The sequence below is a fragment of the Saccharibacillus sp. JS10 genome (assembly GCF_024436065.1).
In the GTDB taxonomy this organism is placed as follows: Bacteria; Bacillota; Bacilli; order Paenibacillales; family Paenibacillaceae; genus Saccharibacillus.
The window spans coordinates 434,187-460,898 of sequence record NZ_JANFNS010000001.1 but is presented as its reverse complement, the minus strand read 5'-3'; the positions used below and the strand labels follow the sequence as shown (position 1 = coordinate 460,898).

The 26,712-nt window shown below is 44.9% G+C and carries 23 protein-coding genes; 17 read left to right on the top strand and 6 right to left on the bottom strand.

The window, feature by feature from the left end; all coding sequences use genetic code 11:
• Positions 1 to 35: 35 nt before the first annotated feature.
• The 3 genes from NOM90_RS02100 to NOM90_RS02090 all read right to left on the bottom strand — a co-directional run bounded on the left by NOM90_RS02100 (position 36) and on the right by NOM90_RS02090 (position 1,842).
• Positions 36 to 575: a PadR family transcriptional regulator gene (locus NOM90_RS02100; protein WP_255939626.1), complete on the bottom strand. Its 540-nt coding sequence runs from the start codon at positions 573 to 575 to the stop codon at positions 36 to 38.
• 232 nt (positions 576 to 807) lie between these two features.
• Entirely contained in the window at positions 808 to 1,377 is a 570-nt protein-coding gene (locus NOM90_RS02095; protein ID WP_255939624.1) for a beta-class carbonic anhydrase, read from the bottom strand.
• Between the two features lie 102 nt (positions 1,378 to 1,479).
• A complete protein-coding gene (locus tag NOM90_RS02090) occupies positions 1,480 to 1,842 on the bottom strand; it encodes an iron-sulfur cluster biosynthesis family protein (RefSeq protein ID WP_255939622.1) in 363 nt (120 codons plus the stop codon).
• 146 nt (positions 1,843 to 1,988) lie between these two features.
• Between NOM90_RS02090 and NOM90_RS02085 the strand changes: the two genes are divergently transcribed.
• The 15 genes from NOM90_RS02085 to NOM90_RS02015 all read left to right on the top strand — a co-directional run bounded on the left by NOM90_RS02085 (position 1,989) and on the right by NOM90_RS02015 (position 21,927).
• The gene (locus NOM90_RS02085) at positions 1,989 to 3,512 is read left to right on the top strand and encodes a carboxypeptidase M32 (RefSeq protein WP_255939621.1); all 1,524 of its coding nucleotides are present in this window, start codon (positions 1,989 to 1,991) and stop codon (positions 3,510 to 3,512) included.
• A gap of 169 nt (positions 3,513 to 3,681) precedes the next feature.
• The gene (locus NOM90_RS02080; RefSeq protein ID WP_255939620.1) at positions 3,682 to 4,635 is read left to right on the top strand and encodes an aromatic acid exporter family protein; all 954 of its coding nucleotides are present in this window, start codon (positions 3,682 to 3,684) and stop codon (positions 4,633 to 4,635) included.
• Between the two features lie 364 nt (positions 4,636 to 4,999).
• On the top strand, positions 5,000 to 7,774 hold the full coding sequence (gene mutS, locus NOM90_RS02075) for a DNA mismatch repair protein MutS (RefSeq protein ID WP_255939619.1): 2,775 nt from the start codon (positions 5,000 to 5,002) through the stop codon (positions 7,772 to 7,774).
• A gap of 54 nt (positions 7,775 to 7,828) precedes the next feature.
• Entirely contained in the window at positions 7,829 to 9,955 is a 2,127-nt protein-coding gene (gene mutL / locus NOM90_RS02070; protein ID WP_255939618.1) for a DNA mismatch repair endonuclease MutL, read from the top strand.
• Between the two features lie 32 nt (positions 9,956 to 9,987).
• Complete coding sequence (locus tag NOM90_RS02065; protein WP_370866551.1) at positions 9,988 to 10,770, top strand: class I SAM-dependent methyltransferase; 783 nt, start codon at positions 9,988 to 9,990, stop codon at positions 10,768 to 10,770.
• Positions 10,760 to 11,713 carry a tRNA (adenosine(37)-N6)-dimethylallyltransferase MiaA gene (miaA, locus tag NOM90_RS02060; protein ID WP_255939617.1) on the top strand — a complete coding sequence of 318 codons (954 nt, stop codon included), beginning with the start codon at positions 10,760 to 10,762 and terminating at the stop codon, positions 11,711 to 11,713. Before NOM90_RS02065 ends, miaA begins: the two co-directional genes overlap by 11 nt.
• A gap of 35 nt (positions 11,714 to 11,748) precedes the next feature.
• On the top strand, positions 11,749 to 11,991 hold the full coding sequence (gene hfq, locus NOM90_RS02055; protein WP_037288808.1) for an RNA chaperone Hfq: 243 nt from the start codon (positions 11,749 to 11,751) through the stop codon (positions 11,989 to 11,991).
• 198 nt (positions 11,992 to 12,189) lie between these two features.
• Positions 12,190 to 14,922 (top strand): transglycosylase domain-containing protein, encoded by a 2,733-nt coding sequence (locus NOM90_RS02050; protein ID WP_255939616.1) that lies wholly within the window; start codon positions 12,190 to 12,192, stop codon positions 14,920 to 14,922.
• A gap of 165 nt (positions 14,923 to 15,087) precedes the next feature.
• Positions 15,088 to 15,639, top strand: coding sequence for a ribonuclease FAU-1 family protein (locus NOM90_RS02045; protein WP_255939615.1), 552 nt, complete (start codon positions 15,088 to 15,090; stop codon positions 15,637 to 15,639).
• Between the two features lie 55 nt (positions 15,640 to 15,694).
• Positions 15,695 to 16,336 carry a YdcF family protein gene (locus NOM90_RS02040; RefSeq protein ID WP_255939614.1) on the top strand — a complete coding sequence of 214 codons (642 nt, stop codon included), beginning with the start codon at positions 15,695 to 15,697 and terminating at the stop codon, positions 16,334 to 16,336.
• Between the two features lie 63 nt (positions 16,337 to 16,399).
• Entirely contained in the window at positions 16,400 to 17,683 is a 1,284-nt protein-coding gene (hflX, locus tag NOM90_RS02035; RefSeq protein ID WP_255939613.1) for a GTPase HflX, read from the top strand.
• Positions 17,684 to 17,810: 127 nt separating this feature from the next.
• Positions 17,811 to 19,064, top strand: coding sequence for a methionine gamma-lyase family protein (locus tag NOM90_RS02030; protein ID WP_255939611.1), 1,254 nt, complete (start codon positions 17,811 to 17,813; stop codon positions 19,062 to 19,064).
• A 175-nt stretch (positions 19,065 to 19,239) separates the two neighbouring features.
• Entirely contained in the window at positions 19,240 to 19,653 is a 414-nt protein-coding gene (locus NOM90_RS02025; RefSeq protein ID WP_018977629.1) for a MerR family transcriptional regulator, read from the top strand.
• A 212-nt stretch (positions 19,654 to 19,865) separates the two neighbouring features.
• The gene (gene glnA / locus NOM90_RS02020; RefSeq protein WP_255939606.1) at positions 19,866 to 21,194 is read left to right on the top strand and encodes a type I glutamate--ammonia ligase; all 1,329 of its coding nucleotides are present in this window, start codon (positions 19,866 to 19,868) and stop codon (positions 21,192 to 21,194) included.
• A gap of 301 nt (positions 21,195 to 21,495) precedes the next feature.
• The gene (locus NOM90_RS02015; RefSeq protein WP_255939604.1) at positions 21,496 to 21,927 is read left to right on the top strand and encodes a hypothetical protein; all 432 of its coding nucleotides are present in this window, start codon (positions 21,496 to 21,498) and stop codon (positions 21,925 to 21,927) included.
• A 174-nt stretch (positions 21,928 to 22,101) separates the two neighbouring features.
• Here the strand turns inward: NOM90_RS02015 and NOM90_RS02010 are convergent, their stop codons facing one another.
• The gene (locus tag NOM90_RS02010; protein ID WP_255939603.1) at positions 22,102 to 23,349 is read right to left on the bottom strand and encodes a Kelch repeat-containing protein; all 1,248 of its coding nucleotides are present in this window, start codon (positions 23,347 to 23,349) and stop codon (positions 22,102 to 22,104) included.
• A gap of 59 nt (positions 23,350 to 23,408) precedes the next feature.
• Positions 23,409 to 24,083: a stalk domain-containing protein gene (locus NOM90_RS02005; RefSeq protein WP_255939601.1), complete on the bottom strand. Its 675-nt coding sequence runs from the start codon at positions 24,081 to 24,083 to the stop codon at positions 23,409 to 23,411.
• 460 nt (positions 24,084 to 24,543) lie between these two features.
• Here NOM90_RS02005 and NOM90_RS02000 point away from each other — a divergent pair, with 460 nt between their 5' ends.
• Together NOM90_RS02000 and NOM90_RS01995 are read left to right on the top strand one after the other, a co-directional pair.
• The gene (locus NOM90_RS02000) at positions 24,544 to 25,167 is read left to right on the top strand and encodes a hypothetical protein (RefSeq protein ID WP_255939600.1); all 624 of its coding nucleotides are present in this window, start codon (positions 24,544 to 24,546) and stop codon (positions 25,165 to 25,167) included.
• A 528-nt stretch (positions 25,168 to 25,695) separates the two neighbouring features.
• Positions 25,696 to 25,896, top strand: a complete 201-nt coding sequence (locus tag NOM90_RS01995) for a hypothetical protein (protein ID WP_255939598.1) — start codon at positions 25,696 to 25,698, stop codon at positions 25,894 to 25,896.
• Between the two features lie 67 nt (positions 25,897 to 25,963).
• Here the strand turns inward: NOM90_RS01995 and NOM90_RS01990 are convergent, their stop codons facing one another.
• Positions 25,964 to 26,674 carry an SDR family NAD(P)-dependent oxidoreductase gene (locus NOM90_RS01990; RefSeq protein ID WP_255939597.1) on the bottom strand — a complete coding sequence of 237 codons (711 nt, stop codon included), beginning with the start codon at positions 26,672 to 26,674 and terminating at the stop codon, positions 25,964 to 25,966.
• Positions 26,675 to 26,712: the final 38 nt, after the last annotated feature.

The window sequence follows — 26,712 nt, the reverse complement described above, 5'->3', positions numbered from 1 at the left end:
TATACGAAGGAATTTCGTAAACGTTTCAAAAAAATTTAAATTTCGACTTTCCATTGACCATATTCTTTTTCGACCCAATCGATCCAGTCTACACTTGCTTGAGTACGCATAATCGCTTTTTGCAGCAAAATGTAGTCTTCGAAACCGATATGACCGGGATTACGGTGTTCGGTCGGAATATTGTCTTGAATATTTTTGTAATACTGAATGCGATCCAGATGAAAAGCACGACGATCGTCGAACATCCGGCGTACTTCCGCAGGTTCAGCAAGATGAATACAAAAACATTTTAAATTAAACTCGTCACGCATGACTGGAGCAGCCGTTTCTTCAAGCAGCCATTCATGTAGCTTCTTCGTACCTTCAGGCGTAATGGAATACAACTTTTTGTCTGGTTTGTCCGCTTGTTGAATCCAGATCGCGCTAAGGAGTCCTTTTTCTTCCATACTGCCGAGCAATGGATAGATCTGGCTATGTTTCGCTTGCCAGAATGGCTGAATCTTAAGCATTAAATCATAGCCCGAAGCTTCTTTACGTGAAACTAGAGCGAGCAGGCCGTAAGAAAGTATATTCATCAAATCACCCGTTCTCTGTATTCAAGGCACTTTACCGGATGGTTAGCGCTCTCTTTCCAAGTGTACACACAAAAAGAAGCCTCGGCAACCGATAGGAAAACAAGAACGAAGCTGGAAGCTTGAAAAAAAGGAGAAATCGCAAAAAAGCACAGTTCGGATTGCAGAACTGTGCTTGATCTGTAGCTATCTATTTGAAAATGTGTTCAAAAAGTGAAAATTGACGATACAAGCTTTATTTCATCGACTCGTAGCCGTTGGAAATCAATTCAAGCGCGCCAGTTTTCGGATCAATCAACATCCCATGCACCGGAACGCCTGAAGGCATCAGCGGGTGATTGACGATCATATTCACACTGTGCATCACGCCTTCGGTTTCGTTTTCTACGCCTTTGAACCATTGACCCAATTGCACGCCGGAATGATCCAGTGTAGCGAGTACTTCTTCCGAAACACCGCGATCGCGCATTTTGCTCATGATCCGGTCGGCATTGAGCGAAGCCATCCCGCATTCATGGTGACCCACTACGATGACTTCTTCCGCTTGCAACTCATACAAAGCAACCAAAATGCTGCGCATAATACTGCCGAATGGCGAAGAAATAACAGCACCTGCCGTTTTCAAAATTTTAGCGTCGCCGTTACGCAGATTCATCGCGCGCGGAAGCAACTCAGTTAGCCGAGTATCCATGCAAGTCAGCACAACCACTTTTTTTTCTGGAAATTTGCCGCTGATAAACGATTCGTACTCTTTGTTTTCGACAAATGCTTTATTATGATCCAAAATTTCGTTAATTTGAGTCAAAGCTGCTTCCTCCTTTTTCGCCTTAGAGCGTTATCAGAAATTTTACATAATCCGATAAGGAAAATTCAAGCCCGAATTTTGGCGAAATGTGACGAAAGCGGTTCAATCGTGCACTTCGGCAGTAGATCGACGATCTTCAATCGCAATACTGGAGCCATAAGATTGACCGTCGCTCGCAAGGCGAAGGGAAGTTGGGCCAAATTTGCTGATCGTTAGCGATAAATTTTGATCCAGATAAACCGCATCGTTTTGATCGATAATAAACGAAGTTTGACTTTCTGACGAGATTGACAAATCCGATGATTTTTTTTCGTCGACTAACCACAAAGCAATCGCGCCGCTAAGTGAACATCCACAGCCTTCATTGTCATAAGCAACGCGCAAGTAACCAGGTTGATCACCAAATTTTCCGTTCAGTAAGGTTTGCGCTTCCGGTGAGACTTTCATTGTCAAAGACATCGACATGATTCAAAACCTCTTTCCTAAAATTATATTTTGCAAAACCTTTTTCTAATATTGATTATAGACGCTTCTAAACGTATGATCAAGAGGTGAATAATCATTTTTACCATTTTCAGGGGACGATCAAACAAACGAGGTGAATCTTACAGATGGAACAAAAATTACAGGAACAATGGAACGGATTCCGCGAATTGGTCGCGAAGATCGGAAGTTATCACGAAGCGGTCAATCTCATGTATTGGGATCTGCGCACAGGCGCTCCGCGTAAAGGTTCATCGACTCGCGCTGAGACAATCGGTTTGCTTTCTACAGAAGCATTCAAGCTGGAAACATCGGATGAAATGGGTACATATCTGCAACTTTTCGCTCAAGAAGAAAATCTAGCACAACTGGAAGACTTGGATCGTAGACTGCTTGAAAATGTACAAAAAAGTTACGATCAGAACCGCAAAATTCCGGAAAAAGAATTCAAAGATTATACGGTTTTGACTTCGAAATCCGAAACGCAGTGGGAAGAAGCCAAAGACAGCGGCGATTTTGAATCGTTTGAACCTTATTTAACCGAAATCGTTGGCACATTACGCAAATTTGTCGGCTACTGGGGCGTCAAAGACACACCTTACGACACGCTGCTCGATATGTATGAACCGGATATGACGGTTGAGCGTCTGGATGATGTATTCGATCGACTCAAAAAGCGTCTTGTCCCGCTTGCCGAAGCGATTGCGGCTTCTGAAATCGTGGCGCATCTGCCATTTTTGGACGCGACTTATCCAAAAGAAGGGCAAGAAGCGTTCAGCCATTTTATTTTGAAAGAAATGGGCTATGATTTTGAAGCAGGACGTCTGGACGAAGCAGTGCATCCTTTTGCAACAGGGCTGAATCCCGGCGATGTTCGCATCACCACCCATTATCATGAAAATGATGTGCTAAGTGCGGCATTTAGTTCGCTGCATGAAGGCGGGCACGCGTTGTACGAACAAAATATCGATCCGAAGTTGACGGGGACTCCGCTTGCGCAAGGTACATCGATGGGGATTCATGAATCGCAGTCGCGCTTTTGGGAAAATATGATCGGGCGCAGCTTGCCATTCTGGGAACGTTACTTTGGCGAACTTCAAAAGCAATTCCCGGATCAATTGACCGGCGTGACGCCAGAGAAATTCCATTTTGCGGCGAACCGTGTAGAAAATTCATTGATTCGGATCGAAGCCGATGAGCTGACCTATAACCTGCATATCATTATTCGTTACGAGATCGAGAAAATGTTGTTCAATGAAAATCTCGACGTGAAAAAATTACCGGAAGTGTGGAACTCCAAATACGAAAGTTACTTAGGCATTACGCCTCCTAACCATTCAGAAGGTGTACTGCAAGATGTGCATTGGTCTGGCGGTGCTTTCGGGTACTTTGCTTCGTACTCGCTTGGCAACATGTATGCGGCGCAAATGATGCGTACGATGCGTAAAGAAATGCCGAATCTGGATGAGTTGATTGCACAAGGCAATTTGCTGCCGATCAAAGAATGGCTGACGGAAAAAGTCTATGTCTTTGGTTCAGCGAAAAAACCTTCCGAAATCATTTTCGATGTAACGGGCGAAGAATTGAATCCGGATTATCTTGCCGATTACCTAGAACAAAAGTACACAAGTCTGTATAATCTAAAGCTGTAGCCTGGGTTTGGTACAGGATTTGGCAGCAACAAGTAGTTTGACTTTAATCCTGTGTGTTCCTTTTGCGGAGCGACAGGATTTTTGTCTCCGTCAAAAAATGTAAGAAGTTTGGAGTTTTTTGAAAGTGTAGAATATTTCTGAAACATGAAGAAAGGATGCGATCACACGCATGTTTGGTTTTCGCGTCATCAAAACGGCGTTTGCGGCATTCGCTGCGGTTATGATTGCCCATGTTGTCGGGATCCCTTCTGCGACATCGGCAGGTTTGCTTGCGATTTTGGGATTGGATACAACGATCAAGCGGAGTGTCAAAACGGTCGTTGACCGATTTTTCGCTTCCATCGTCGGTTTAATCGTCGCTTGTATATTGTTCGGTATTTTGGGGTTCCACTATTGGGTAATCCCGCTGTATATCCTGATTGCGTTTCCTCTGATCGTCAAAGCGACGTTTAAAGGCGGTATTGTAACGAATGCGGTCGTGGTCTTCCATGTGTTCAACGCAGGTGTGATCAGCGTGCCGGTGATATGGACAGAAGTTCAATTATTGGTGATTGGCTTAGGTTCGGCGATGTTGGTGAATCTGATTTATATGCCCAACCCCGAAGAAAAGTTGTCCAAAATTCGGAGCGAAGCCGACGAATGTTTTTCGCTGATTTTCGCGCAGTTTGCCCGCACATTGCGGCACCCGGATTACGTCTGGGACGGTAAAGAACTGATCGCGGCTGATCGAAAAGTTGCCGAAGGGCTGGAACTCGCCAGACGTTCTAGAGAAAATCAGGTGTTGAAGTCCGACGGATTTTGGGGTGTATATTTCGTGATGCGTAAGCAGCAATTGGAATCGATTCAAACGATGGCTCAATTGGTCTCGCAAGTGTACCGTCAGATTTCGCAAGCGGAGCTTACCGCCGAATTGTTTGATCGATTGGAACAAGATGTGAAAAGCGAACATTATACCGGCAAAGCGGCTGAGATGCTCAAAGAATTGGAAGAACGCTTCAAAGAAATGCCGCTTCCTGATACACGTGAAGAGTTTGAAGTTCGCTCGGCGATTTTGCAATTATGCCGGGAGTTGACTCGGTATTTGGGTATGTCGAAAAAAGATAAGGCTCCTCATATCATGTGAGGAGGGGGTGTTCGGTGCCTGGGGGCTGCGGGAGTATTTCTTTCGGTCGCGTGTTGAAAAGGGAAAATTTGAATGGGGTTAGATATGGGGATTTTCCCTTTTCAAAGGCGAACGTTTCACTCCTACAGAAATACTCCCTTCGCCCCTTGCGAAGATATAGGTGTGGGTATAAGGAAAAGAATCATAAGCTAAGTAGAGAAATGTTGCGATGGTCGGCGCTTATATCCTTTTAAAAAGAAGGGATTGGCGGTGAGAGTTGCGGCATTTTTTGTTTGTAATGAACATATGTTCGTGTTGGCGCGCTTTTTAGAAAAAGTCTGTTATACTAAAGAAGAGAAGAAAGTAGGGAAATTGGAGGGAAATCATGGCAACGTTAACGCCGATGATGCAACAGTATATGAAGATCAAACAAGAAGCCAAAGACGCGATTCTTTTTTTCCGTCTGGGCGACTTTTACGAGATTTTTTTCGACGATGCGATTACCGCTTCGCGTGAATTAGAGATTACGCTGACCGGTCGAAATGCGGGATTGGAAGAAAAAGCGCCGATGTGCGGCGTTCCTTACCATTCCGCCGAAGGTTATGTACAGCGTCTGATTGAAAAAGGTTATAAAGTCGCGATTTGCGAACAAGTGGAATCGCCGGGCGAATCCAAAGGGATGATGCGCCGCGAGATCGTTCGCGTCGTAACGCCAGGTACACTGATGGAAAGCCGCGCGCTTGGCGAAAAGTCGAACAATTATCTGGTATGTGTGACACGCTCTAACAATATGATGGCAATCGCCGCTTGTGACCTGTCGACGGGCGATCTACATGTCACTTCTGCACCGGAAAGCGAAGAATGGCTTAAAGGCGAATTCGGCGTTTATCAACCGGTTGAAGTAATCGGTGACGCTGATTTGTTAGAAATGCTCGAAAGCCAGACGGCTCCTATGGAACGAAGATTGGTATCTACGCCGTGGGAAAAATCCAAAGAAGACGGCGCTCGTGAGCAATTTGGCGAAGCTTCTTGGGCAAGATTAGACGAAGAACGCCGCGTCTGCATTTCTCGCTTATTCGCTTATTTGGCGGAAACGCAAAAAAGAGCGCTTGGACAATTGACTAAAATTTCGGTGTACGAACCGAATCATTATATGATCTTAGACCCTTTTACCCGTCGTAACTTGGAACTGACCGAGACGGTACGCGAACGATCCAAAAAAGGTTCGTTATTATGGCTGTTGGATCGAACACAGACATCGATGGGCGCGCGTACGCTTCGTCGTTGGATCGACAAGCCATTGCTGCAACGAAGCGCGATCGAAGATCGGCTAGAAGCGGTCGAATATTTGCATCGCGATCTGATTTTACGCGGCGACGTGAAAGAAGCGTTAAAAGAAATCTACGATTTGGAACGTCTTGTCGGACGGGTTGCTTTTGGCAGTGCGAACGGACGCGATCTGATTGCGCTGCGAGATTCGTTGGTTCAAATCCCGGCACTCAAAGCCGTCTGCTTGGACTCCGGTTCGCAGACGCTCCGAGCAACGGCGCAGCGTATGGACGAATGCAGAGATTTGGCTGAAGCGATTGCGAGTGCGATTACTGACGAACCTCCGGTGTCCGTGCGAGACGGCGGGCTGATTCGAAAAGGCTACCACGAACATCTGGATCAATTACGCGAAGCGAGTGTCAACGGAAAACGTTGGATCGCGGAGCTTGAAGCCGAAGAACGTCGCGTGACGGGAATCCGTTCTTTGAAAGTCGGATATAACAAAGTATTCGGCTATTATATCGAAGTGACGCGTGCCAATCTGGCGCAGCTTCCCGAAGGTCGGTATGAACGCAAACAAACGATGTCCAATGCAGAGCGTTATATTACGCCTGAACTGAAAGAAAAAGAATCGTTGATTCTCGAAGCCGAAGAAAAAATGGCGGATTTGGAATACGGGCTGTTTTTGGAACTTCGCGAACAAGTCGCAGAACGAATCCCAAGGCTCAAATCGCTTGCCGAACGCGTCGCGGAAATCGACGTTTATCAAGCGTTTGCGGAAGCGAGTGCCGAAAAGTCGTTTGTTCGTCCAAGCCTGCATGATGGTTATGACCTGAATGTAGACAACGGTAGACACCCCGTAGTCGAAGCCGTGATGGAAGGCGGAACATTCGTTGCCAATGCGACCGATCTAACGCAAGAAGGCGCGAATATTATGCTGATTACCGGACCGAATATGGCAGGTAAAAGTACGTATATGCGTCAAGTCGCGCTCATTTCGATCATGGCGCAAATTGGTTGTTTTGTGCCAGCGGATCAAGCAAAAGTTCCTTTGCTAGACCGAATCTTTACTCGAATCGGCGCAGCAGACGACTTAGTCGGCGGGCAAAGTACGTTTATGGTCGAAATGGCAGATATTCAAGTCATGACCCAGCAAGCGACTGCGAACAGTCTGATTATCATCGACGAACTTGGACGAGGCACTTCGACCAGTGAAGGTATGGCGATTGCACAAGCCGTCATCGAGCATGTGCACGAATCGATTGGCTGTAAAGCGCTCGTGTCTACGCATTTCCATGAACTCGCGCATTTAGAAGAAAGTTTGCCGCGTCTTCGCAATTACTGTATGGCAGTTCGCGAAAGCGGCGATCAAGTGGCATTTTTACGCAAGTTGGTCGCAGGAGCGGCTAGTACAAGCTACGGTATCTACTGTGCGCGCCTTGCCGGATTACCGGGCAGTATCATTGATCGGGCTTATGGGTTGTTGCAAGGCTTCGAACAAGCTGCTGCGGAAGTCGCAGTCGGTCATAGCGATGTAGAGCCGCTTGCTACAGCTCCTATAGAAAAATCCGAGGTTGAATATACTGCGCCTGAACGTGAACCCGATGTTATTCGTGAACAGCCATTTGCAAAAAAAGAAGAAGTCGTGACTTCAACCGACGCAGTCACGTCACAACAAAACGTGCGTGCCGACGAAGTCGTGCAATTGTCTATTTTCGGAGACGATGAACGTACTCCTTCTGCACCGGTTGCAACTGTGATTTCGCAAAAAGAAGATCCTCAAGTGAAAAAGATGCTTCAACGCGTGCGTGAAATCGATGTAATGAATATGACGCCGCTTGAAGCCATGCAAGTCTTGAATGAATTGAAACTTACCGCGCAGCGGTTATAACTTTTAATTGTGTGATCTGTCTTCTTTTAAATAAGCGTAGAAAGGAGAAATAATATGGCGAAGATCAAAGTGTTGGACGAACATATTGCCAATCAGATCGCAGCCGGAGAAGTGGTCGAAAGACCTGCTTCGGTTGTCAAAGAATTAGTGGAAAATGCGATCGATGCCGGAGCGACCAAAATCGATGTCTGGACAGAAGAAGGCGGATTATCGTCGATTCGTGTCACGGATAACGGTTCGGGGATCGACCCGGAAGATTGCGAGACAGCCTTCTACCGTCATGCGACCAGCAAGATTTCGGGAGGACGCGATCTTTTTCAAATTACGAGCCTAGGGTTTCGCGGAGAAGCTTTGCCAAGTATCGCTTCCGTAGCGAAAGTCGAACTTCTTACGTCTTGCGGAGAAGACGGAGCAGGGCGACGTCTAGTCATCGAAGGCGGGACGCTTCGTAGCAACGATGATGCCCCAGCTTCGCGCGGAACCGATTTTCGAGTGAAAGAGTTATTTTATAATACGCCGGCGCGATTAAAATACATGAAGACGGTTCAGACCGAACTCGGGCATATCTCCGATTATATGTACCGGATGGCGTTATCCCATCCCGAAGTTGCTTTTACGCTGCGTCATAACGGGAACTCGCTGCTTCAGACTCTAGGCGGTGGAGATCTGCTCCAAGTCATTGCGGCAGTCTATGGAACGACGAGTGCCAAAGCGATGATTCCTTTGAGCAGTGAAAGTCTGGATTTTGCGGTATCTGGATTTGTGAGCTTGCCGGACTTTACCCGTTCGAATCGTAGCGCGATCACGACAGTCGTCAACGGTCGTTATATTCGCAGCCATGTGTTGAACCAAGCGATTATGCGTGCCTACCATACGTTGCTTCCGGTTGGACGCCATCCGTTGGTTGTATTGAGCCTGAATATGCACCCGTCGCTGGTCGATGTGAATGTGCATCCTGCCAAGCTAGAAGTGCGATTCAGTAAAGAAGCCGAGCTAATCGCTTTTGTCGAAGAACAAATTCGCGCCGCGTTATCGCAAGAAGTCCTGATTCCGAAAGCAATCAATCAGCGAATTGGCAAAAATGATAGTATCGTGCAAGAACAGTTCCATTTTCCGAAGCGTGACGAGCTGGTCAGCGAATTAAATGCAGCATTACCGCAAGAACAAAATAATTTAGCTTCACCAGATGTTCCAAAAGCAGAGCCTGCAACAGTTGAAAAGGCTGAGACTCAAGCTTTTCAACCGAAAATCATAGACAATCCTGCGGCAAAAGCCATACCGGGAACTTCGACTAAGGCATCCAGACTAGCATCAGCCGTTCAAGCTGAGAGCAAAAGTTCTTTTGCCGATTCTCTTGTCCCGCCGCCGGAATCACAAGCGCCTTTCACGTATCCAAATGCAGGAGATCAAGTGAATTCGCGTTCACCTCAAGTGAAAGAACCGGGGCATGGACTAGGCTATTCAGGAAAACCCAAAGCTCAATCATCGGGGACGTCCAATGGACGCCAAAGTCAGACTCCTCCGCCTGCTCCAACGCAAAATCCTGCGGCGCTTGCTCGCGCAGCGGAACTATATACGCGCGGAGAAGTGCCGAAGCGTCCGACGTTTCCCGATATGACATTAATCGGTCAGCATCATGGCACGTATCTGATTGCCCAAAATGAGCAAGGTCTATACTTGATTGACCAGCATGCGGCGCACGAACGGATTAACTACGAATATTATTATGAGAAGTTCGGGCAACCGGAAGAAGCTTCGCAAGAGCTGCTTCTGCCCATCACATTGGAATTTACATCTGCTGAAAGCAATAAAATTCGAGATCGATTAGGTTGGTTCGAGCAAGCCGGCGTCTATATGGAACCGTTCGGAGGTCAGACGTTCCGCGTTACCGCGTATCCGCATTGGTTTCCAGCCGGAGAAGAATCGTCGATTATCGAAGAAATGGCAGAATGGGTGCTGAGCGAACGAGCGATTGACCTTGCCAAATTACGTGAAAAAGCTTCGACGCTCTGTTCTTGCAAAGCTTCGATCAAAGCGAATCAGCGTTTGAGTGATCGACAAGCCCAGACCTTGATCGAACGTCTAGGTAGATGTAAACAACCGTATACCTGCCCGCACGGAAGACCGATCGTCGTTTCTTTTTCCTCGTACGATTTAGAGAAGTTGTTTAAACGCGTTTAATTTTTTGATTTTTCCGAAGGAGAACATTGTTCATGATGATCGTTACAACCGGTATTCAACCTGCCGAAACCGAGCTTGAGCGCGCCAAAAAGATCGCAAACGAGCAGCAGATTCCTTTTATGCCCAGAGGTCGCACTTCGATTCCGAATTTATTTTCAAAATATCAAGCGGAAGCGGTGTTGATTGTTACACAAGGCAAAGTGCGTCTGTTCCGAGCGGATCAACCTGTACTGGAATATCATCCGAGCATGGGCTATGTTCGCGCGAAGCGTCTGCTCAAAAACGAATCTGATCCGATGATCGAGACGGCTCAAATCCAGCCCGGCGATTCGGTGCTGGATTGTACAGCAGGTTTAGGAACCGATTCGCTCGTGTTTGCTGTCGCGGTCGGCGAGAATGGTCTTGTTCGTTGCTTGGAAGCGTCGCCCGAACTGTCGATTTTGCTTCGCGAAGGGCTGGCGAGTTACGAGGTTGAAAAGCCTTTGGTGACCCAAGCGATGCGGCGAATCGAAGTGTTGAATACCGATCATTTGGCGTATTTGAAATCTTTGCCGGATCGAAGCTTTGATGTCGTGTATTTCGATCCGATGTTTCGCAAACCTGTCTATGATTCTTCTGCGATTTCACCACTTCGGCTATATGCCGATTCGCGTGCGCTACAGCAAGAGTCGATTCAAGAAGCGATTCGGGTCGCTCGTAAAACAGTTGTATTGAAAGAAAAAAAAGGTAGCGGTGAAATGGAACGTCTCGGCTTTAACTCAGAAGGTCGCGTTCATGCCAAAATTACGTATGGAGTGATTACTGTTGACAGATAAGCCCAAATTACTCGTTCTGATCGGGCCGACAGCCGTCGGAAAAACCAAACTTAGCATTGAATTGGCGAAAGCTTTTTCTTGCGAAATCATTTCTGGCGATTCGATGCAGGTCTATCGCGGTATGAATATTGGTACGGCAAAAATCTCAAAGGCAGAAATGGAAGGCGTTCCTCATCATTTGATTGATATTCATGAACCTGATGAACCGTTTTCTGTATCTGAATTTCAAGAACGTTGCACTCAATTGATTCCAGAGATCACGGCGAGAGGGAACTTGCCTTTTATCGTTGGAGGAACCGGGTTATACGTCGAATCTTTGTGTTACCAATATGAATTTGCAGAAAGCGGATCGGACGAAGAATTTCGTTTGGAACAAGCTGCTTTTGCAACAGAGTTCGGTAACGAAGCGCTCCATGACAAATTGCGGATAATCGATCCAGAATCTGCACAACGGTTACATCCTAACGATACACGCCGCGTCATTCGGGCACTTGAGATTCACAAGCTGACCGGTGAGACATTATCGCAGCAACTGTCACGCCAGAAAAAGACAACGCCGTATGACCTATGTTTGATCGGTTTGACAATGGACCGCCAAATGCTATATAACCGTATTGAAGAGCGGATTGACCATATGATGGAGCAAGGGCTGATTGAAGAAGTTCAGAAACTTCAGGCTCAAGGCTACACACCGGATATGGTTTCGATGCAAGGATTAGGTTATAAAGAAATCTGGCCGTATCTGAATGAAGCGGCTACGCTCGAAGAAACGGTGTATCTGCTCAAGCGCGATACCCGGCATTTCGCTAAACGTCAGCTTTCTTGGTTCCGGCATATGCACGATATCCAATGGGTAGACGTTTCCGGGCCGGAAAACTTTTCTGCAAATTACGAAAAGATTCATGGTATGATTACGGGAAGTTTTAGTTCCGATTTTCAATGAAAGTAACAGTAAAATGACAATTGGGGGTACCGGTTATGAACAAATCCATCAATATTCAAGACACGTTCCTGAACCAACTGCGCAAAGAGAATATCCCGGCTACAGTCTATCTGACTAACGGATTTCAAATTCGAGGCACGATCAAAGCTTTCGACAATTTCACCATCGTCATCGATAGTGACGGACGTCAGCAAATGGTCTATAAGCACGCAATTTCGACCTTCATGCCACAGCGCAACGTATCCCTAACCCAACAAGAAACGACATCCGGAGAATAAAAGCAAGGGATTGAGCTCGCCTCGATCAAGATTGAATTTAGCCGAAAAGTGACGGATGGATGACAAAGATGTCATCGGTATTTTTGAAACTTTTCTGATGTTCCAACGTCTAAACTCATAGCTATAACGGAGAGCAACCTACATAGGTTGTTCTTTTCGTTAGGCGCAAAGAAAGCAAAAGGGGTGTCAAAACACATCATGCCTAACCCACAACTGAGTCGCTCGAACCGCAGTAGCGGAGGAAGCGGCAGCGGAGGAAATGGCGGAGGGAAAAAGCCTCCGACAACCGCAACCAAGAAAACATCCCCGAAAAAAAAGAAAAGAATCACGGGGAAACGCGTATTTTGGACATTGTTTTTCACAGCTGCTTTTGCCGTGTTTTGTGCATTAGGCGGTTATCTGTTTATTACGGTAAGCGGTGAAAAGATTTTGGCGGAAAATAAAGATAAGATTGATATCAAAGCGCCGACTGTCATTTACGACCGTACCGGCGTGCAGATCGGTGAGATCAAGATTCAGCGCGGCGAAGAAGTCGAATCCGCCGATATACCGAAGCTGCTGCAAGATGCTTTTGTGGCGACCGAAGACAAACGGTTCTTCGAACATTCGGGCGTCGATCTGCGCTCGATCGGACGAGCTGCGGTGCGCGATATTATCGCACGTTCCGCTGCCGAAGGCGGAAGTACGATCACGCAGCAGTTGGCGAAAAACATCTTCTTGTCCGCCGACAAAACATTTTTCCGTAAAGCGACTGAGGTCTCGATCGCTTTGGCGCTAGAGCGTCAATACTCCAAAGAAGATATTTTGGCGATGTATTTGAACCGAATTTCGTTCGGCGGTCAATATTACGGGATCAAAGCCGCTTCCGAGCGTTATTTTGGCAAAAGCGATCTGAATAAGCTGGAAATCTGGGAAATGGCGACTCTGGCAGCGATGCCAAAAGCACCAACTCGCTATAACCCGATTGCCAATCCAGATAAATCCAAAGAACGCCGCGCTGTCGTTCTTCAACTGATGTACGAGCAAGGCTATATTACTGAAGCCGAAAAAGACAAAGCGGCAGCGGTCGATTATGCGTATACGCCGCCGGAAACGAAAGAAACGCATTATCAAGCCTTTGTCGACTATGTGCTTCAAGAAGCGGAAGACGCAACGGCGTTGACCGAAGACGATCTTAACCGTGGTGGATACAAGATTTACACGACAATGGACGGCAAAGCGCAGCAAAGCCTGGAAGATGCGTTTAAAGACGATTCATTGTTCGAGCAAAGCCCTGATGATCAACCGGTTCAAGCATCGATGACGATTACGAATAACCAAAATGGCAGCATTATTGCGATCTTGGGTGCGCGTAATTATCATAAAGGCGACTTTAACCGTGCGGTGAATAGCCGTAGACAACCCGGTTCGGCATTCAAGCCGATCGCCTCGTATGCTCCAGCACTCGAAAGCGGCTTTGATATCAATACGCCGCTGAGCAATGAGCAACAAAGCTTTGGCAACTATAGCCCGAAAAACTTGCATGGTTACAGCAAAACGGTGTCGATGAAAGAAGCGCTCGCGGAATCGATCAATATTCCAGCAGTCTGGTTGCTCAATCAGATCGGCGTCGATACAGGGTTCCGATTTGCAGAATCCGTAGGTATACCGCTTACTGAAAATGACCATAACTTGAGTATTGCATTGGGCGGTCTGAGCAAAGGTACGAATACGCTGGAAATGGCTCAAGCCTATAATTCGTTTGCTAACGGCGGTAAATTTATGAAAGCTTACGCCATTAAGTCGATTCGCGATTCCAACGAGATCGAAATCTATAGCCGGATTGAAAATTCAAAATCGGTCATGAGCGCGACTACCGCTTATGAAATGACGAATATGATGCGAAGCGTAGTAACCGACGGGACAGGGCGCAAAGCCGATATTGGTCGTCCCCTTGCCGGTAAAACAGGTACAACGCAAAGTGGTATCGATGGCAACAGTGCCAACCGAGACGTATGGTTCGTCGGATATACGCCGGAATGGACAGGTGCGGTCTGGATGGGCTACGACAAACCGGATGCTCAGCATATGCTGAAAAACAGTAGCGGTCTGGCGGCATCGATGTTTGCACGCATCATGAAGCAAGCGATGGATGGAATGCCGGTTAGCGATTTCAAAGCACCTGATGCACCGGCGCAAGAAGTTCAGCAACCTCCGGCTCAGGAAGAACCTGAGAACAATGAACCGGTTGGTGCACCAACCGGGCTTGTCGCTTCTTATGACGTTGATAATCAAAAAGTCGTTTTATCGTGGCAACCTGTAGCGGGAGATAACGTTGTGTATCGCCTATATCGCCAAGAATCTTCTGAGGCACAGCCTTCAATGCTTGCAGATGGACTGACAAGCACCTCGGCAGAAGATACCGGAGCGCTTGCGGGTCTGACCTATAGTTACGCGGTGACAGCTTATCGTGCCGGAGAAGAGCCGATTGTTGAATCGGCTTCGTCCAATACGATTAGCTTGACGGTTCCGGCTGACGACAATCTGGAAGAAGTTCCAGAAGAAGTCCTTCCGCCAGACGACACGCAAGAAGAAGAACCGGAAACAGATCAAGGTGAACAAACAACGCCGCCTCCGCCTGCTGAGAACAACGGGAACAACGGAAATCAAGGCAACAACGGAAATAACGGTAATGGCAATAATGGAAACAATGGAAACAATGGAAATGGGAACAACGGAGGATCAGGAAATGTAGATCCGGGTACGGTTGAACCGCCAAGTGGCGGAGATAACGGTGCGCCAAGCACAACACCTCCTGATGCACCGGCTGATCCACAGCCAACTGATCCTGAGCCGACCGATCCGACAGTCGATCCAAATGCACAACCGACTGACCCGGGTACAGTAGAACCACCAGCTGGAACGACAGATGGCGCAGCAGTTCAGCCTTAACGTATGAGCAAACTCCGGAACGCCAAAATGGCGTTCCGGAGTTTTTTTGTACATTTTTGCTGAAAACGGGTAATAAAGCATCATGAGCAAGTCACTTCTTTTGTGAAGTGACCTGAGAATGTGATAAGCTTGATTCAAATGGAATAGAGAAAGGGTCGGTTCCCTATGAAACGTAAATTTGCTGACAGAGCCAACTGGCGGCGCGTAACCGACCGGAGATTCTTGTGCCGGTATATCGACAGCCGCCGCTTTACAGGCTACGTAACCTTGTACAACATGCTCAAACTGAAAGAACCGCTAATGAAAACGTATGGGGGACTTACGTTTTGCGTTGCCGACAAAGGTTATTCTTGGCTGCAATACTTTCCGAAAGATGCACATTTTATTGTAACCACGATGTTTAACGAGAAAAGAGAAGTCGTCGAATGGTACATCGATATTTGCAAAACCCAAGGGGTTACGGATCAAGGTGTACCGTGGTTTGACGATCTGTATCTGGATATTGTCGTTATGGGAGATGGAACCGTTTTTTTACTGGATGAAGATGAATTGGACGATGCGCTTCGGCGTGGTGTCATTTCAGAAGCGGATTATGCGCTAGCTACGAAAACGGCGCATGGATTATTGCGAATGATCGATGCTCATGCGTTTCCGTATTTCCGGCTTTCGATCGAACATCGCAGAAGATTGTTCCCAGCTTCCGCTCTTAAGGTGTAAACGATCAAGGGTTAAATGCAATGGGTTTAGATTCGAAAGGGGAATTTTTTAGCTCATGTCACAACAGAAATCCACGTTTGGTAAGTCTAACAAACGTTGGATCAAAAGATTAAGTATCATTTTGGCATCAGGGATTCTTTTATTCGCACTATGGGTTCTTTTTATCCAGATTAAAATCGGGCAGGGTATGGATTTGACTTCTACGCAACCAACGGATGTCGGTATCGTACTTGGAGCACGACTATGGAATGACGAACCTAGCCCGGCTTTGAAAGAACGCTTGGATATGGCATACGAAGGGTACGAAAGCGGGAAGTACCCCGTTCTGATTGTCAGCGGAGGTCTAGATTCGCCTGAAATGCGTTTCACTGAAGCGGAAGGCATGGCGACGTATCTAGAACAACGGGGTATACCCGAAAGTGCAATCATTCTTGAAAACCAAGCAACAAGCACGTATGAAAATTTGTTGTTCAGCGAGCAAATTATGAAGCAAAAAGGATGGAAAACAGCAACGATCGTGACGCATCAGTTCCATGGATCTAGAGCACGCGATATTGCGGCATTTTTGCATTATGATCAACCCCAGTTTTTATTAGCTGAAGTTAAAGCGCAAAATATTTGGCAAACTCGCGGACGCGAGACCTTGGCATATACGAAGTGGCTGCTAGATAAGTCGCGATTGCCAGAACCCTCATAATCAGGGATAATAGAATGCCGGGTTTATGAGTAGATTTTATAGGCATAAAAGGAGAACACAAGTATGCAATCGACAACTTATGATACAACGCCCGAAGAAAGTTCGCGTGCGGTCCTTGTCAGTCTGGTTACCGATGAAGTGAAACGTTCCGGTATTGATCCGGTCTACTCACTTGAGGAATTGGTCGCTTTGGCGGAAACAGCAGGCGTCGAAGTTCTGACAACCTTATCGCAAAATCGGGAGAAAAAAGACACGCGACTTTTTATCGGTAAAGGTAAAGTACAAGAACTTAAATTGATTGCCGATGAACTTGGAGCCAATACCGCGATCTTCGACCAAGAATTGTCTGGTGCGCAAGTACGGAATTTGGAAGAAGAGTTAGATCTGAAAATTATCGACCGGACGCAATTGATTCTGGATATTTTCGCTCAACGTGCCAAAACGCGCGAAGGGATTATCCAAGTCGAATTAGCGCAGCTTAGTTATCTATTGCCGCGTCTAGCCGGTCAAGGACGCAATCTATCCAGACTCGGCGGCGGGATCGGTTCGCGCGGACCGGGTGAGAGTAAGCTCGAAACGGATCGACGTCATATTCGCGGACGTATAGACGAATTGAAACGCCAGATTGCAGAAGTGGAGAAGAACCGCGTCCAGCAACGTCAACGTCGTCAAAAAAGCGGAACTGTCCAAGTGGCTTTAGTCGGGTATACAAATGCAGGTAAATCGACGCTGCTTCGTCAATTGACGGATGCAGATGTATACGTGCAAAATCAACTTTTCGCAACCCTTGATCCGACATCCCGTACTTTAGAGCTGCCGGGCGGACGGGAAATCGTCCTGACAGACACGGTTGGTTTTATTCAAAACTTGCCTCACCATTTGATTGCTGCTTTCCGGGCAACGCTCGAAGAAGTGAATCAAGCAAATTTGGTACTGCATGTGGTGGATGCGTCTTCTGCCATGTTGAATGATCAGATGAAAGTCGTTAATCAATTGTTGGAAGAATTAGGGGCTGTCGATAAGCCGCAAATCCAGATTTACAATAAAAAAGATTTGTGCACACCGGAGCAGCTACAATTATTACCGGAAAATGAGTGGAATCTTCGAGTCAGTGCGTATGACGAAAAAGACATGGATAAATTGCTTCATCGATTGCAAGAAGAACTGACAGGCGGAACGGTGAAATACCGTATTCCTGCGGCGCGAGGCGATCTTTCGGCTCAATTGTACAAAATGGGCGAAGTGATTTCGCAAGATTTCGATGAAGAATATATCGTCTCGGAAGTTCGTTTACACAAAGGCGAGTCGGAAAAATACGCGTATTTGCTAGAAGATTATAAAGTCTAACATCATATTGTTTTTGCATGAATGAGGCGAACTTTGCAACCCTGTGAATCATAGAGGGGAAGCAGGTTCGCCCTCTGTAAGTTTACAGGCGATTAAATGAATATTGAATAAAGGTGGACGTGAACACATGAAAGCATTTGCTACACAGATCGAACAATGGAAAGTACAAGCCGAACAGACTGTGCGCCCTAGTTTTGAACAGATCGATGAGATCGTAGAGTATAACCAATGGAGAGTCATTGAAGCTTTTCGAACGTGTAAAGTGAGTGATTTTCATTTTAACCCCTCTACAGGCTATGCGTATAACGACCGGGGACGCGAAGTCTTGGATGAACTATACGCTCAAGTGTTTGGAGCGGAAGCGGCTTTGGTACGTCCGCATTTTGCTTCTGGGACGCATACGATTGCGACGGCGCTATTTGGCGTGTTACGACCGGGAGACGAACTGCTATATATCACAGGTACGCCTTACGATACGTTACATAAAGTCATTGGGAAAAAAGGCGATGGAACAGGTTCGCTCGCTGATTTCGGAATCGGATATAGCGAAGTAGCGTTGCAAGAAGACGGAGGCATCGATTGGGACAAAGTAGAACGTCAATTGAAACCGAATACGCGTATGATCGGAATTCAACGTTCACGGGGTTATTCATGGCGTGCGTCGTTTACCGTGCAAGAGATTGAAGCTATGACCAAGCGTGTTAAGCAACTGAATCCAGATGTTATTGTATTTGTCGATAACTGTTACGGAGAATTTACAGAAAAGATCGAACCCACACATGTTGGTGTAGACTTGATGGCAGGTTCGCTGATTAAAAATCCGGGTGGAGGGCTTGCGGAAACAGGAGGTTATATCTGCGGACGTCAAGATCTGGTGGAACTTGCCGCTTATCGCTTAACAGCACCGGGAATCGGAGCGGAAGTAGGTGCAATGTTAGGAACGACGCGCGGAATCTATCAAGGTCTGTACATGGCACCGACGATTGTAGGACAAGCGGTAAAAGGAAGTATTTTCGCAGCTGCAATGTTTGAAGTCGCTGGATTCAAAAGCAGCCCTGCTTGGGATGCACCACGAACCGACCTTATACAAGCGATAGCTTTTGACCGTTCGGAGCAGCTTATTGCTTTTGTACAAGGAATTCAGCTTGCAGCGGCAGTAGATAGCCATGTGGTGCCGGAGCCGTGGGATATGCCGGGATACGAACATCCAGTTATCATGGCGGCGGGAACCTTTATACAAGGCGGAAGCTTGGAGTTATCTGCCGACGCACCGATCCGTGAACCCTATATTGGCTATATGCAAGGCGGATTAACATATTCTCATGTGAAATACGGGGTACTTCATGCGTTGCAAACTTTATTCGATCGTAATTTACTGTAAGTTAATCTAACACGTCATTGACACTTCCTATCAGCATATGTACAATAAGATAGAGATTAAGGTTTCGTCCCAAAACCACAACACCGAATGACAGGGTTTGTATGACCTAGCCAGTCGGGATCAGAGAAAGTCTAAGACGAAACCCAGAATAGTACATTGGAAGGTTGATGAATCTATGGGCGACGACATTCGCAGAAATATGGCCTTGTTCCCGATAGGCATTGTAATGAAATTAACGGATTTATCCGCGCGGCAAATCCGCTATTATGAGCAACACAGTTTGATCGTTCCGGCACGTACATCGGGGAATCAGCGTTTGTTTTCGTTTAACGATGTAGAGCGTTTGCTTGAGATCAAGGCTCTGATCGAAAAAGGTGTCAACATTGCAGGGATCAAGCAAGTGATGAATCCTGTCACGAAAGAATCCGAAGAAGCGACCGTACTGAATGCCGCGACCGAAGAAAAGCGCAAAGAGCTTTCCGATTCGCAGCTTCACCGTATGCTTAAGCAACAGCTTGTATCTGGCAAAAAACCGGGTCAAGTATCGTTGATTCAAGGCGAATTGTCGCGTTTCTTCAATCGCAAGTAAAAAAGAAATTGCGTTACTTATAAAAAGTCGCATCGATAAGTCAGCTTTTATACGACAACGATGTACACTACATTTTGCTTAAATCCACTTGGATTCTTTTTCGAAAAAAGGGCAGGGATTTTCTTGCTCCAAGCGAATAGAGTACAAGGGTGAACTCTTCGAAGTATATAAGCTTTGAAGATATAGAACAGACATGAAGAGGAGAGGGTATCTTGAGTTACACTAAAGAGGATATTTTGCGTATTGCGAAAGAAGAAAACGTTCGTTTTATTCGTCTTCAGTTTACCGATTTGCTTGGATCGATTAAAAACGTTGAAATTCCAGTGAGTCAGTTGGTTAAAGCACTCGACAACAAAATGATGTTCGACGGTTCTTCGATCGAAGGTTATGTACGGATTGAAGAATCCGATATGTACCTGTACCCGGATTTGGACACTTGGGTTATCTTCCCTTGGGTAACTGAAAACCGCGTCGCTCGTCTGATCTGCGATATTTATATGCCGGATGGTAGTCCTTTCGCAGGTGACCCGCGTGCGGTATTGCGTCGCGCACTTGAAGAAGCGGAAGAAATGGGCTTCAGTGCAATGAACGTAGGCCCTGAACCTGAATTCTTCTTGTTCCGTACAGACGAAAGAGGCAATCCTACCGACGAATTGAATGACCAAGGTGGTTATTTCGATCTGGCGCCTATGGACCTTGGTGAAAACTGCCGCCGCGAAATCGTAATCACACTCGAAGAAATGGGCTTTGAGATCGAAGCGTCTCACCACGAAGTCGCACCGGGTCAACACGAGATCGACTTCAAATACGAGAATGCGATGAAAGCTGCCGATCAGATCCAAACGTTCAAACTGGTTGTAAAAACGATCGCTCGTCAACACGGACTGCATGCGACATTTATGCCAAAACCATTGTTCGGCATGAACGGTTCCGGTATGCACTGTCACCAATCGCTGTTCCGTGGTAACGAAAATGCGTTCTATGACGAAAGCGACACACTCGGTCTGAGTGATACCGCTCGTTATTATATGGCTGGCGTACTGAAGCACGCACGCGCTTTTGCTGCAATCACGAACCCGACGGTTAACTCGTACAAGCGTTTGGTACCGGGTTATGAAGCTCCTTGCTACGTAGCTTGGTCGGCAAGTAACCGCAGTCCGATGATCCGTATCCCGGCATCGCGCGGTATGAGCACGCGTATCGAAGTCCGTAACCCAGACCCGGCTGCGAACCCATATCTGGCTCTTGCTGTGATGCTCAAGTCCGGTCTGGACGGCATCCGCAGACAACTGAAGCTCCCAGCTCCGATCGACCGTAACATCTATGTGATGTCGGAAGAAGAGCGCATCGAAGAAGGCATCCCAAGCCTTCCAGCGGATCTGAAAGAAGCTTTGAGCGAAATGATTCGCGATGAAGTTGTTGTGCAAGCGATGGGCGAGCACGCGCTTACTCACTTCTATGAGTTGAAAGAGATTGAGTGGGATATGTACAGAACACAAGTTCATCAATGGGAGAGAGACCAGTACATGACGCTTTACTAGGACTTACAAATCCAGCCATAGCAAGGGATTGTGCATATTGCACAGCCCTGCTATGGCTTTTTGTTGTTATCACATTTAAGCTCGTGACCACGTTATGACCACGGAATTTGTTATTTATACACATTAGCAATAGAAATTTTAGTGTTATAATTTTCAGTTCTAATCTAAATTTGAAAATAAAAAGTTTTCCGAAAATTATAAGATATAAACTAATTCTATCTTGTAATCGTTTATTTAACGACTTGTAAAATTTATTTTGCAATGTGACTAATTCTTATAAGTTGAAAGAGGGAGGTTTCGTATGAAAAAAACCATATTTTGTTTATGTATATTGATTGCACTGGTGTCCATTACCGCTTGTGTGCCATATGAGAAACTTGAATATCCGCCTTTATTAGAGATTGAAGCCAATGGACAAACCGAACAGAATCAAATAGCAAGAGTTGTTACGTATAATTGGAACGGTGAAATGACTTATGGAGGTCCTTGGGATATTGCAAAAAATAAAGATTCCATAACCGTTCAACCAAATGCTATTGTCAATCTGATTTTTGAGGAAGAGCCTGAAGAATTAAATGTGAGACAACATATTAGTTCTTCGAAGTTTGTCGAGTTAGAAGAGGATGGAAATACTTTTAGAGTGCCTGAAAAACCGGGTGAGTATGTATATGGAGTGTCAGGAGACTGGAGAGAAGGTTCCGCGGTTTACGGTATAAAAGTGAAAGTTGAATAGAGTTTATAAATAAAAGTCCACTTCAATATAATTGAAGTGGACTTTTATTTGATCCTTACTAATCAATCCTCAATGTTTTTTATCAAAAAATTTCAAGCTAAAAATGACTCATATTTTTAAAAGAAAGCTGTATCATCTGTCTAATTTTTTGTTTATAAATATACCCATTGAAAATTAGTTATCAGCATACTCGTTTACTTCAAATGTGAGAATACTGCTAAAGATCACAGAATCAGTTCGTTTTGTGAAAGGTCCTTTGTTATTAGAATATTTATCGATTGTGAAACGTGAAGGTCCTACTCCTCCATCCTTAGTATCATACCAGCTAACGAAATTTTGAATATCGGACATCGGTAGATCATATTCTTTTTCCAATCCGTTAAGCATGGTAATAACTAAGAAGGCACGATTGCTTTTTTCCGATGGGTTATCTGGCTGATTGGGAGAGGGTGACTCATCTTTTAGAGCAAGTTTCTCAACCGTATTTATTATTCCACTTTGCGTTACTCCCCCAACTAAATAAATTTCTTCGTCGATCACTAACGAAGAAACTTGCCCTCTTGCGAAAGGGATTTTCTCAAAAAGAGAGAACTCATTGTTTTTAGGGTTATAGACTAAAATGTCATCTAAAGCATTATCTACGTCATTATCTTTGCTTCCAGTGGTCCCGCCCACAATATAGATTTGGTTCTGGTACAAAAAAGCTCCGCTACCATTTCGAGTTTGAGGCATTACGGATATTTTTGACCAAGTATCTTTTTCCAAGTCAAGCTTGTATACTCCGTTGTCGCGCTCAATCTGATAGGCTCCACCCATTGCGTAGATGTTTCCATCATAGTAGATAACCGACTTCGCTTGAGATGCTGTTGGGAAGTTGTTTTGTTGCTTCCATGTTTGTGTCGCAATATCAAAGCTCTCTACCGTATTTAAAAGCTTAGAGCTATCGTGTCCTCCAATAACATAAATTTTATTTCCTACAGTCACTGCAGAAGCCCAAGAGCGAGCAGAGGACATAGGAGAAATTGTTCTCCATGTATCATTTTTCGTATTGTAAACTTCTACCTTATTCGTTCTAGTGTTGTTAGTGCCATAATAGCCGCCGATAACATAGATTTCATCATTGTATACCGCAGCAGTAACAGCTGCACGTGCAGTAGGCATAGGAGCTTTAATACTCCACGAATTTTGGATAGGATCGTATACATATGTAGTATCTTTTTTTACGCCTTTAGCAGATTCACTTCCTCCTGCAGAACCTCCGATCGTATAAATTTTTCCATTTACAGTTACTACAGCAGCAGCAGACCTAGCTTCCGGCAATGGACTCATTTCTTTCCACTCTTTTTCAGCAGCGAATACGTTTGAGCTGAAATTACATAATAAAACTACCGAAGCTAATAAAAACAAAAACCATTTTTTCATTTTGATCCTCCTCATGAAATATGATGAATATTCATTACTATGTGTATAAGAATCATGAATTATTTGAAATATGATGTAGGTAAGATAACGCTAGTTGGGGATTGAGAGGAAGAAGTGATATAGAGATCGTTTACATTAGCAACGTCAATATCAAAAGATTGTATACGATCATCTACATTTACAGAAAAAGAATAAATTTCTTTAAAGTTATCCATGTTCTTAACTTTAAAACTTACAGATTTTCTTTCTTGAGATTTATCGTATGGAAGTGCTGCTATTTCAAGATGCAAAGTTTGATAGCCTTTTTTTAGTTGTAATGAAATCATACGACTAATTCTATCATTAGAAACCAAAACTTCATCAAAGGTCGATTCTCCAATTTTTGTATAAGCTTTCTTTTTTGTGATCTCGTAATCATCATAACTCGAAATAAGCGACTTAAAAGGAGTCTTCCCATTCTTTTCCCCAAAACGAACCGTTTTACTCTTCGAATCCACAGTAACATTCACTTTTGTTCCTTCTTTGACCATATCTACCGGCAAATAAGTTTTTCCGTTCACTACGATCGGCTTGGAATTTGATGCGCTACCTGTTGATGTAACGTTATTAACAATGTAGTTGTATGCTAATACGGTTCCTTTTACTACTTGTGCCGATGCTGCGTAAGTAGCGGGTGCGCCTACCAATAGCATCGCGCTCATCGCAATTACAATTTTCTTATTACTCTTTTTCATGATAAAAATCCCCCTAAAGCTAAATTTTGTAACATAAAATGAATTATAAGTTATAGATAACAACCAAGCAAGCAAAAAGTAATATTAAAGAACTACACTAGAAAAAGGTTCTTAAGAACTATATGGAATATAAAGATAGAAAATGGGATTGGGATTATTAATAAATTCCTTTTAAAATGGTATACTAAAAACAGTAAATAAATAGATTTAGTCTAAAGCAAGGAGTTTTATGCCAATGGAAACAAGTGCAATCGTAAGTCTATTTGCTGCTATCATCAATTTCTTCATGGTTCACATCCTTTTACGCTCAGTCACAGTCAAAATGTCTCAGAAAAACCGAATACTCGTAAGCCTTCTATCATCGATCCTTATTATGATTTTCTTCTTCATTCTAAGTCTCATCTGTGTGCAACTTTCAATGATCCCTAGTAACTTGTAATTCAAAAACGGAGGCTGTCTAATGAAAAAACGTATTTATCTCATTAGCTTTTTAATCGCAACAATTCTTATCGTCTCATTTTATAAACAACAACATTCCTCGACAGTCGAAGCTTCACCCTCTGAAGCCGCAACAGCAAGTTACGAGTCGTTTGTCGCGTTGAACGAAGAATTCGAAACTCTTTTAAGCAAGAAATACAGCAACATCCTACAACCTACATATGTAAGTGCAACCGGTTATTCGGCTAATGAAGGAGGAGACTGGGCAGAGGGGAATATGGATTTGATGGAAGGCACAGATACCAGTCGACCTCTAAAGCACAAATATGAACTCATCCATGCAGAAAGTGGATTGTATACACAAATTGTATTAACCTATGCTCCAGAACTAACGGAAAAAACGTATTTGAATACCAATCGAATCTATGGCACAGAAACAAAAGACTCTCATTTACCAGAAGGAACTACATTAATAGATATCGCGATCAATTCGTTGAGTGCTCCGGGGGTATTTATTGAAATTCTGACTACGCCGATCTATGGAGCAGAAATGGAGCAGAGTAGCAATCAAGAATTAGCGATGGTACAAGAGAACGCAGCAGTTACCAAAACCGTTCAAAAGTTTTTCAACCAACAAAGCAACTAATTACGATTAATCCAACATAGAAACAGTAGGAACCCATGAACCTACTTCTACCTATCACGCTACTTTTTCTACCCGGCATATTCTTATACTTCGGTAGCCAAATCATGCCTAAAAAACCGTACCAAGCAAGCCTTAATTCGGAATACGCAGCACTAGCCGCTATGCTAACCTTACCTTTGTCGTTCATCATCATCGCCGTGTTTAATCAAAGTTGGAAAGCATCCGGTATAGCCCCGATATTATTTCTAAACGATCTATACGCAAAAGCGATCACTGACTTAAGCTTCTTAAGCGGATTTATAACGATCAGCTTAATCGCAAGTCTGTTCATTAGCTTTTTGTATACGCAATTTCTATTACCGAGACACCGCCTTATCTACGAATAACGTCGACATCCCTAACTTTTTACAAGTGGACGTTTATTTCCTCTCTTGCTAGAATAAGAACAACTCAATGGACGGCTTGCGGAAGCGATGAGGCTTTCTTTTAGATATGCGAGCTGGTTTTTAGCTTAAGGAGAATTTTTTGATGAAAACTTATCGAGAACTAATTAGTAATGAAGAGTTTTTTGCCGCGGCTTTGATGCAGATTCCGATCTTTGTCATTGATGCGATTGATGAATCGGAAGTGGATGAAGGCGGGACGGTGCAGAAGTATACGGATTTCACCGTTTGGATCAAAGGCGTCAGTTACCCACGTCACAAGCATGTGTTCAAAGTCTCACATTAAAATCAACAGCCTCCGAGCCTAGGGCTTGGAAGCTGTTTTTTATTTGATCTTTTATTTTAAAATCGTTTTACCACGCATATATCCCATTCACATCCAGCAGCTCTCCATTATGGCGTAATCCGTCTGTCGCATAACGAACGATTACTTTCGCGCCGTCTTCTTTGGATTGTCCGCCTTCTGCATTTCCATTCAGATCAGTCTTAGTGAAGCCCGGCGTGACTGCAAACACTTGCGCTTCGCTATCTCTCAACTCAATACTCATCGCTACGGTCATCGCACTGCTCGCGGTTTTGGAAGCATTATAATCGAAGCAGTTCAAGACGAACGGAGAATTTTGCATAAAGTTTAAGGAAGCCATATCGGTAGAAACATTGATAATCGTACCGCTGTTCTCTTTGATCAGAGGTAGGAGTTGTTGATTCAGTCGAAACGTCCCAAAGAAGTTGACTTCAAAAGCATTTCTCAAATCTTGCTCCTTCGTCGCACTAAATGAAGAAGAGAAAGCACCCGGCATTCCTGCGTTGTTAATCAGCAGCGATAGTCCCGGATACTCATTACGAATCTGGTTCGCCGCTTGTTCGATACTGGCAGCATCCGTCATATCGATCTGCACAAATGAAGCATCTATCTTCTGTTCGTTTAACTCAGAGACAGCCGCCAAACCTTTTTCCGCATCTCTTGCGCCTACAACAACTCTCCAACCCTGATCTCCAAGCTGACGTGCAACTTCAAGTCCGATTCCTTTGTTTGCTCCTGTTACAAATGCGATCTTTTCCATGTTCAATCTCCTTTTCGTCAGTTGAATATGTGGCTACT

Excerpts from the sequence above, each read along its gene's own strand:
- NOM90_RS02080 (WP_255939620.1), top strand. The coding sequence starts at position 3,682 with ATGTTTGGTTTTCGCGTCATCAAAACGGCGTTTGCGGCATTCGCTGCG.
- mutL (WP_255939618.1), top strand. The coding sequence starts at position 7,829 with ATGGCGAAGATCAAAGTGTTGGACGAACATATTGCCAATCAGATCGCA.
- NOM90_RS02085 (WP_255939621.1), top strand. The coding sequence starts at position 1,989 with ATGGAACAAAAATTACAGGAACAATGGAACGGATTCCGCGAATTGGTC.
- NOM90_RS02000 (WP_255939600.1), top strand. The coding sequence starts at position 24,544 with ATGAAAAAACGTATTTATCTCATTAGCTTTTTAATCGCAACAATTCTT.
- mutS (WP_255939619.1), top strand. The coding sequence starts at position 5,000 with ATGGCAACGTTAACGCCGATGATGCAACAGTATATGAAGATCAAACAA.
- hfq (WP_037288808.1), top strand. The coding sequence starts at position 11,749 with ATGAACAAATCCATCAATATTCAAGACACGTTCCTGAACCAACTGCGC.
- NOM90_RS02025 (WP_018977629.1), top strand. The coding sequence starts at position 19,240 with ATGGGCGACGACATTCGCAGAAATATGGCCTTGTTCCCGATAGGCATT.
- NOM90_RS02050 (WP_255939616.1), top strand. The coding sequence starts at position 12,190 with ATGCCTAACCCACAACTGAGTCGCTCGAACCGCAGTAGCGGAGGAAGC.
- NOM90_RS02100 (WP_255939626.1), bottom strand. The coding sequence starts at position 575 with ATGAATATACTTTCTTACGGCCTGCTCGCTCTAGTTTCACGTAAAGAA.
- NOM90_RS02010 (WP_255939603.1), bottom strand. The coding sequence starts at position 23,349 with ATGAAAAAATGGTTTTTGTTTTTATTAGCTTCGGTAGTTTTATTATGT.
- NOM90_RS01995 (WP_255939598.1), top strand. The coding sequence starts at position 25,696 with ATGAAAACTTATCGAGAACTAATTAGTAATGAAGAGTTTTTTGCCGCG.
- NOM90_RS02065 (WP_370866551.1), top strand. The coding sequence starts at position 9,988 with ATGATGATCGTTACAACCGGTATTCAACCTGCCGAAACCGAGCTTGAG.
- hflX (WP_255939613.1), top strand. The coding sequence starts at position 16,400 with ATGCAATCGACAACTTATGATACAACGCCCGAAGAAAGTTCGCGTGCG.
- NOM90_RS02015 (WP_255939604.1), top strand. The coding sequence starts at position 21,496 with ATGAAAAAAACCATATTTTGTTTATGTATATTGATTGCACTGGTGTCC.
- NOM90_RS02040 (WP_255939614.1), top strand. The coding sequence starts at position 15,695 with ATGTCACAACAGAAATCCACGTTTGGTAAGTCTAACAAACGTTGGATC.
- NOM90_RS01990 (WP_255939597.1), bottom strand. The coding sequence starts at position 26,674 with ATGGAAAAGATCGCATTTGTAACAGGAGCAAACAAAGGAATCGGACTT.
- NOM90_RS02090 (WP_255939622.1), bottom strand. The coding sequence starts at position 1,842 with ATGTCGATGTCTTTGACAATGAAAGTCTCACCGGAAGCGCAAACCTTA.
- NOM90_RS02005 (WP_255939601.1), bottom strand. The coding sequence starts at position 24,083 with ATGAAAAAGAGTAATAAGAAAATTGTAATTGCGATGAGCGCGATGCTA.
- NOM90_RS02030 (WP_255939611.1), top strand. The coding sequence starts at position 17,811 with ATGAAAGCATTTGCTACACAGATCGAACAATGGAAAGTACAAGCCGAA.
- NOM90_RS02045 (WP_255939615.1), top strand. The coding sequence starts at position 15,088 with ATGAAACGTAAATTTGCTGACAGAGCCAACTGGCGGCGCGTAACCGAC.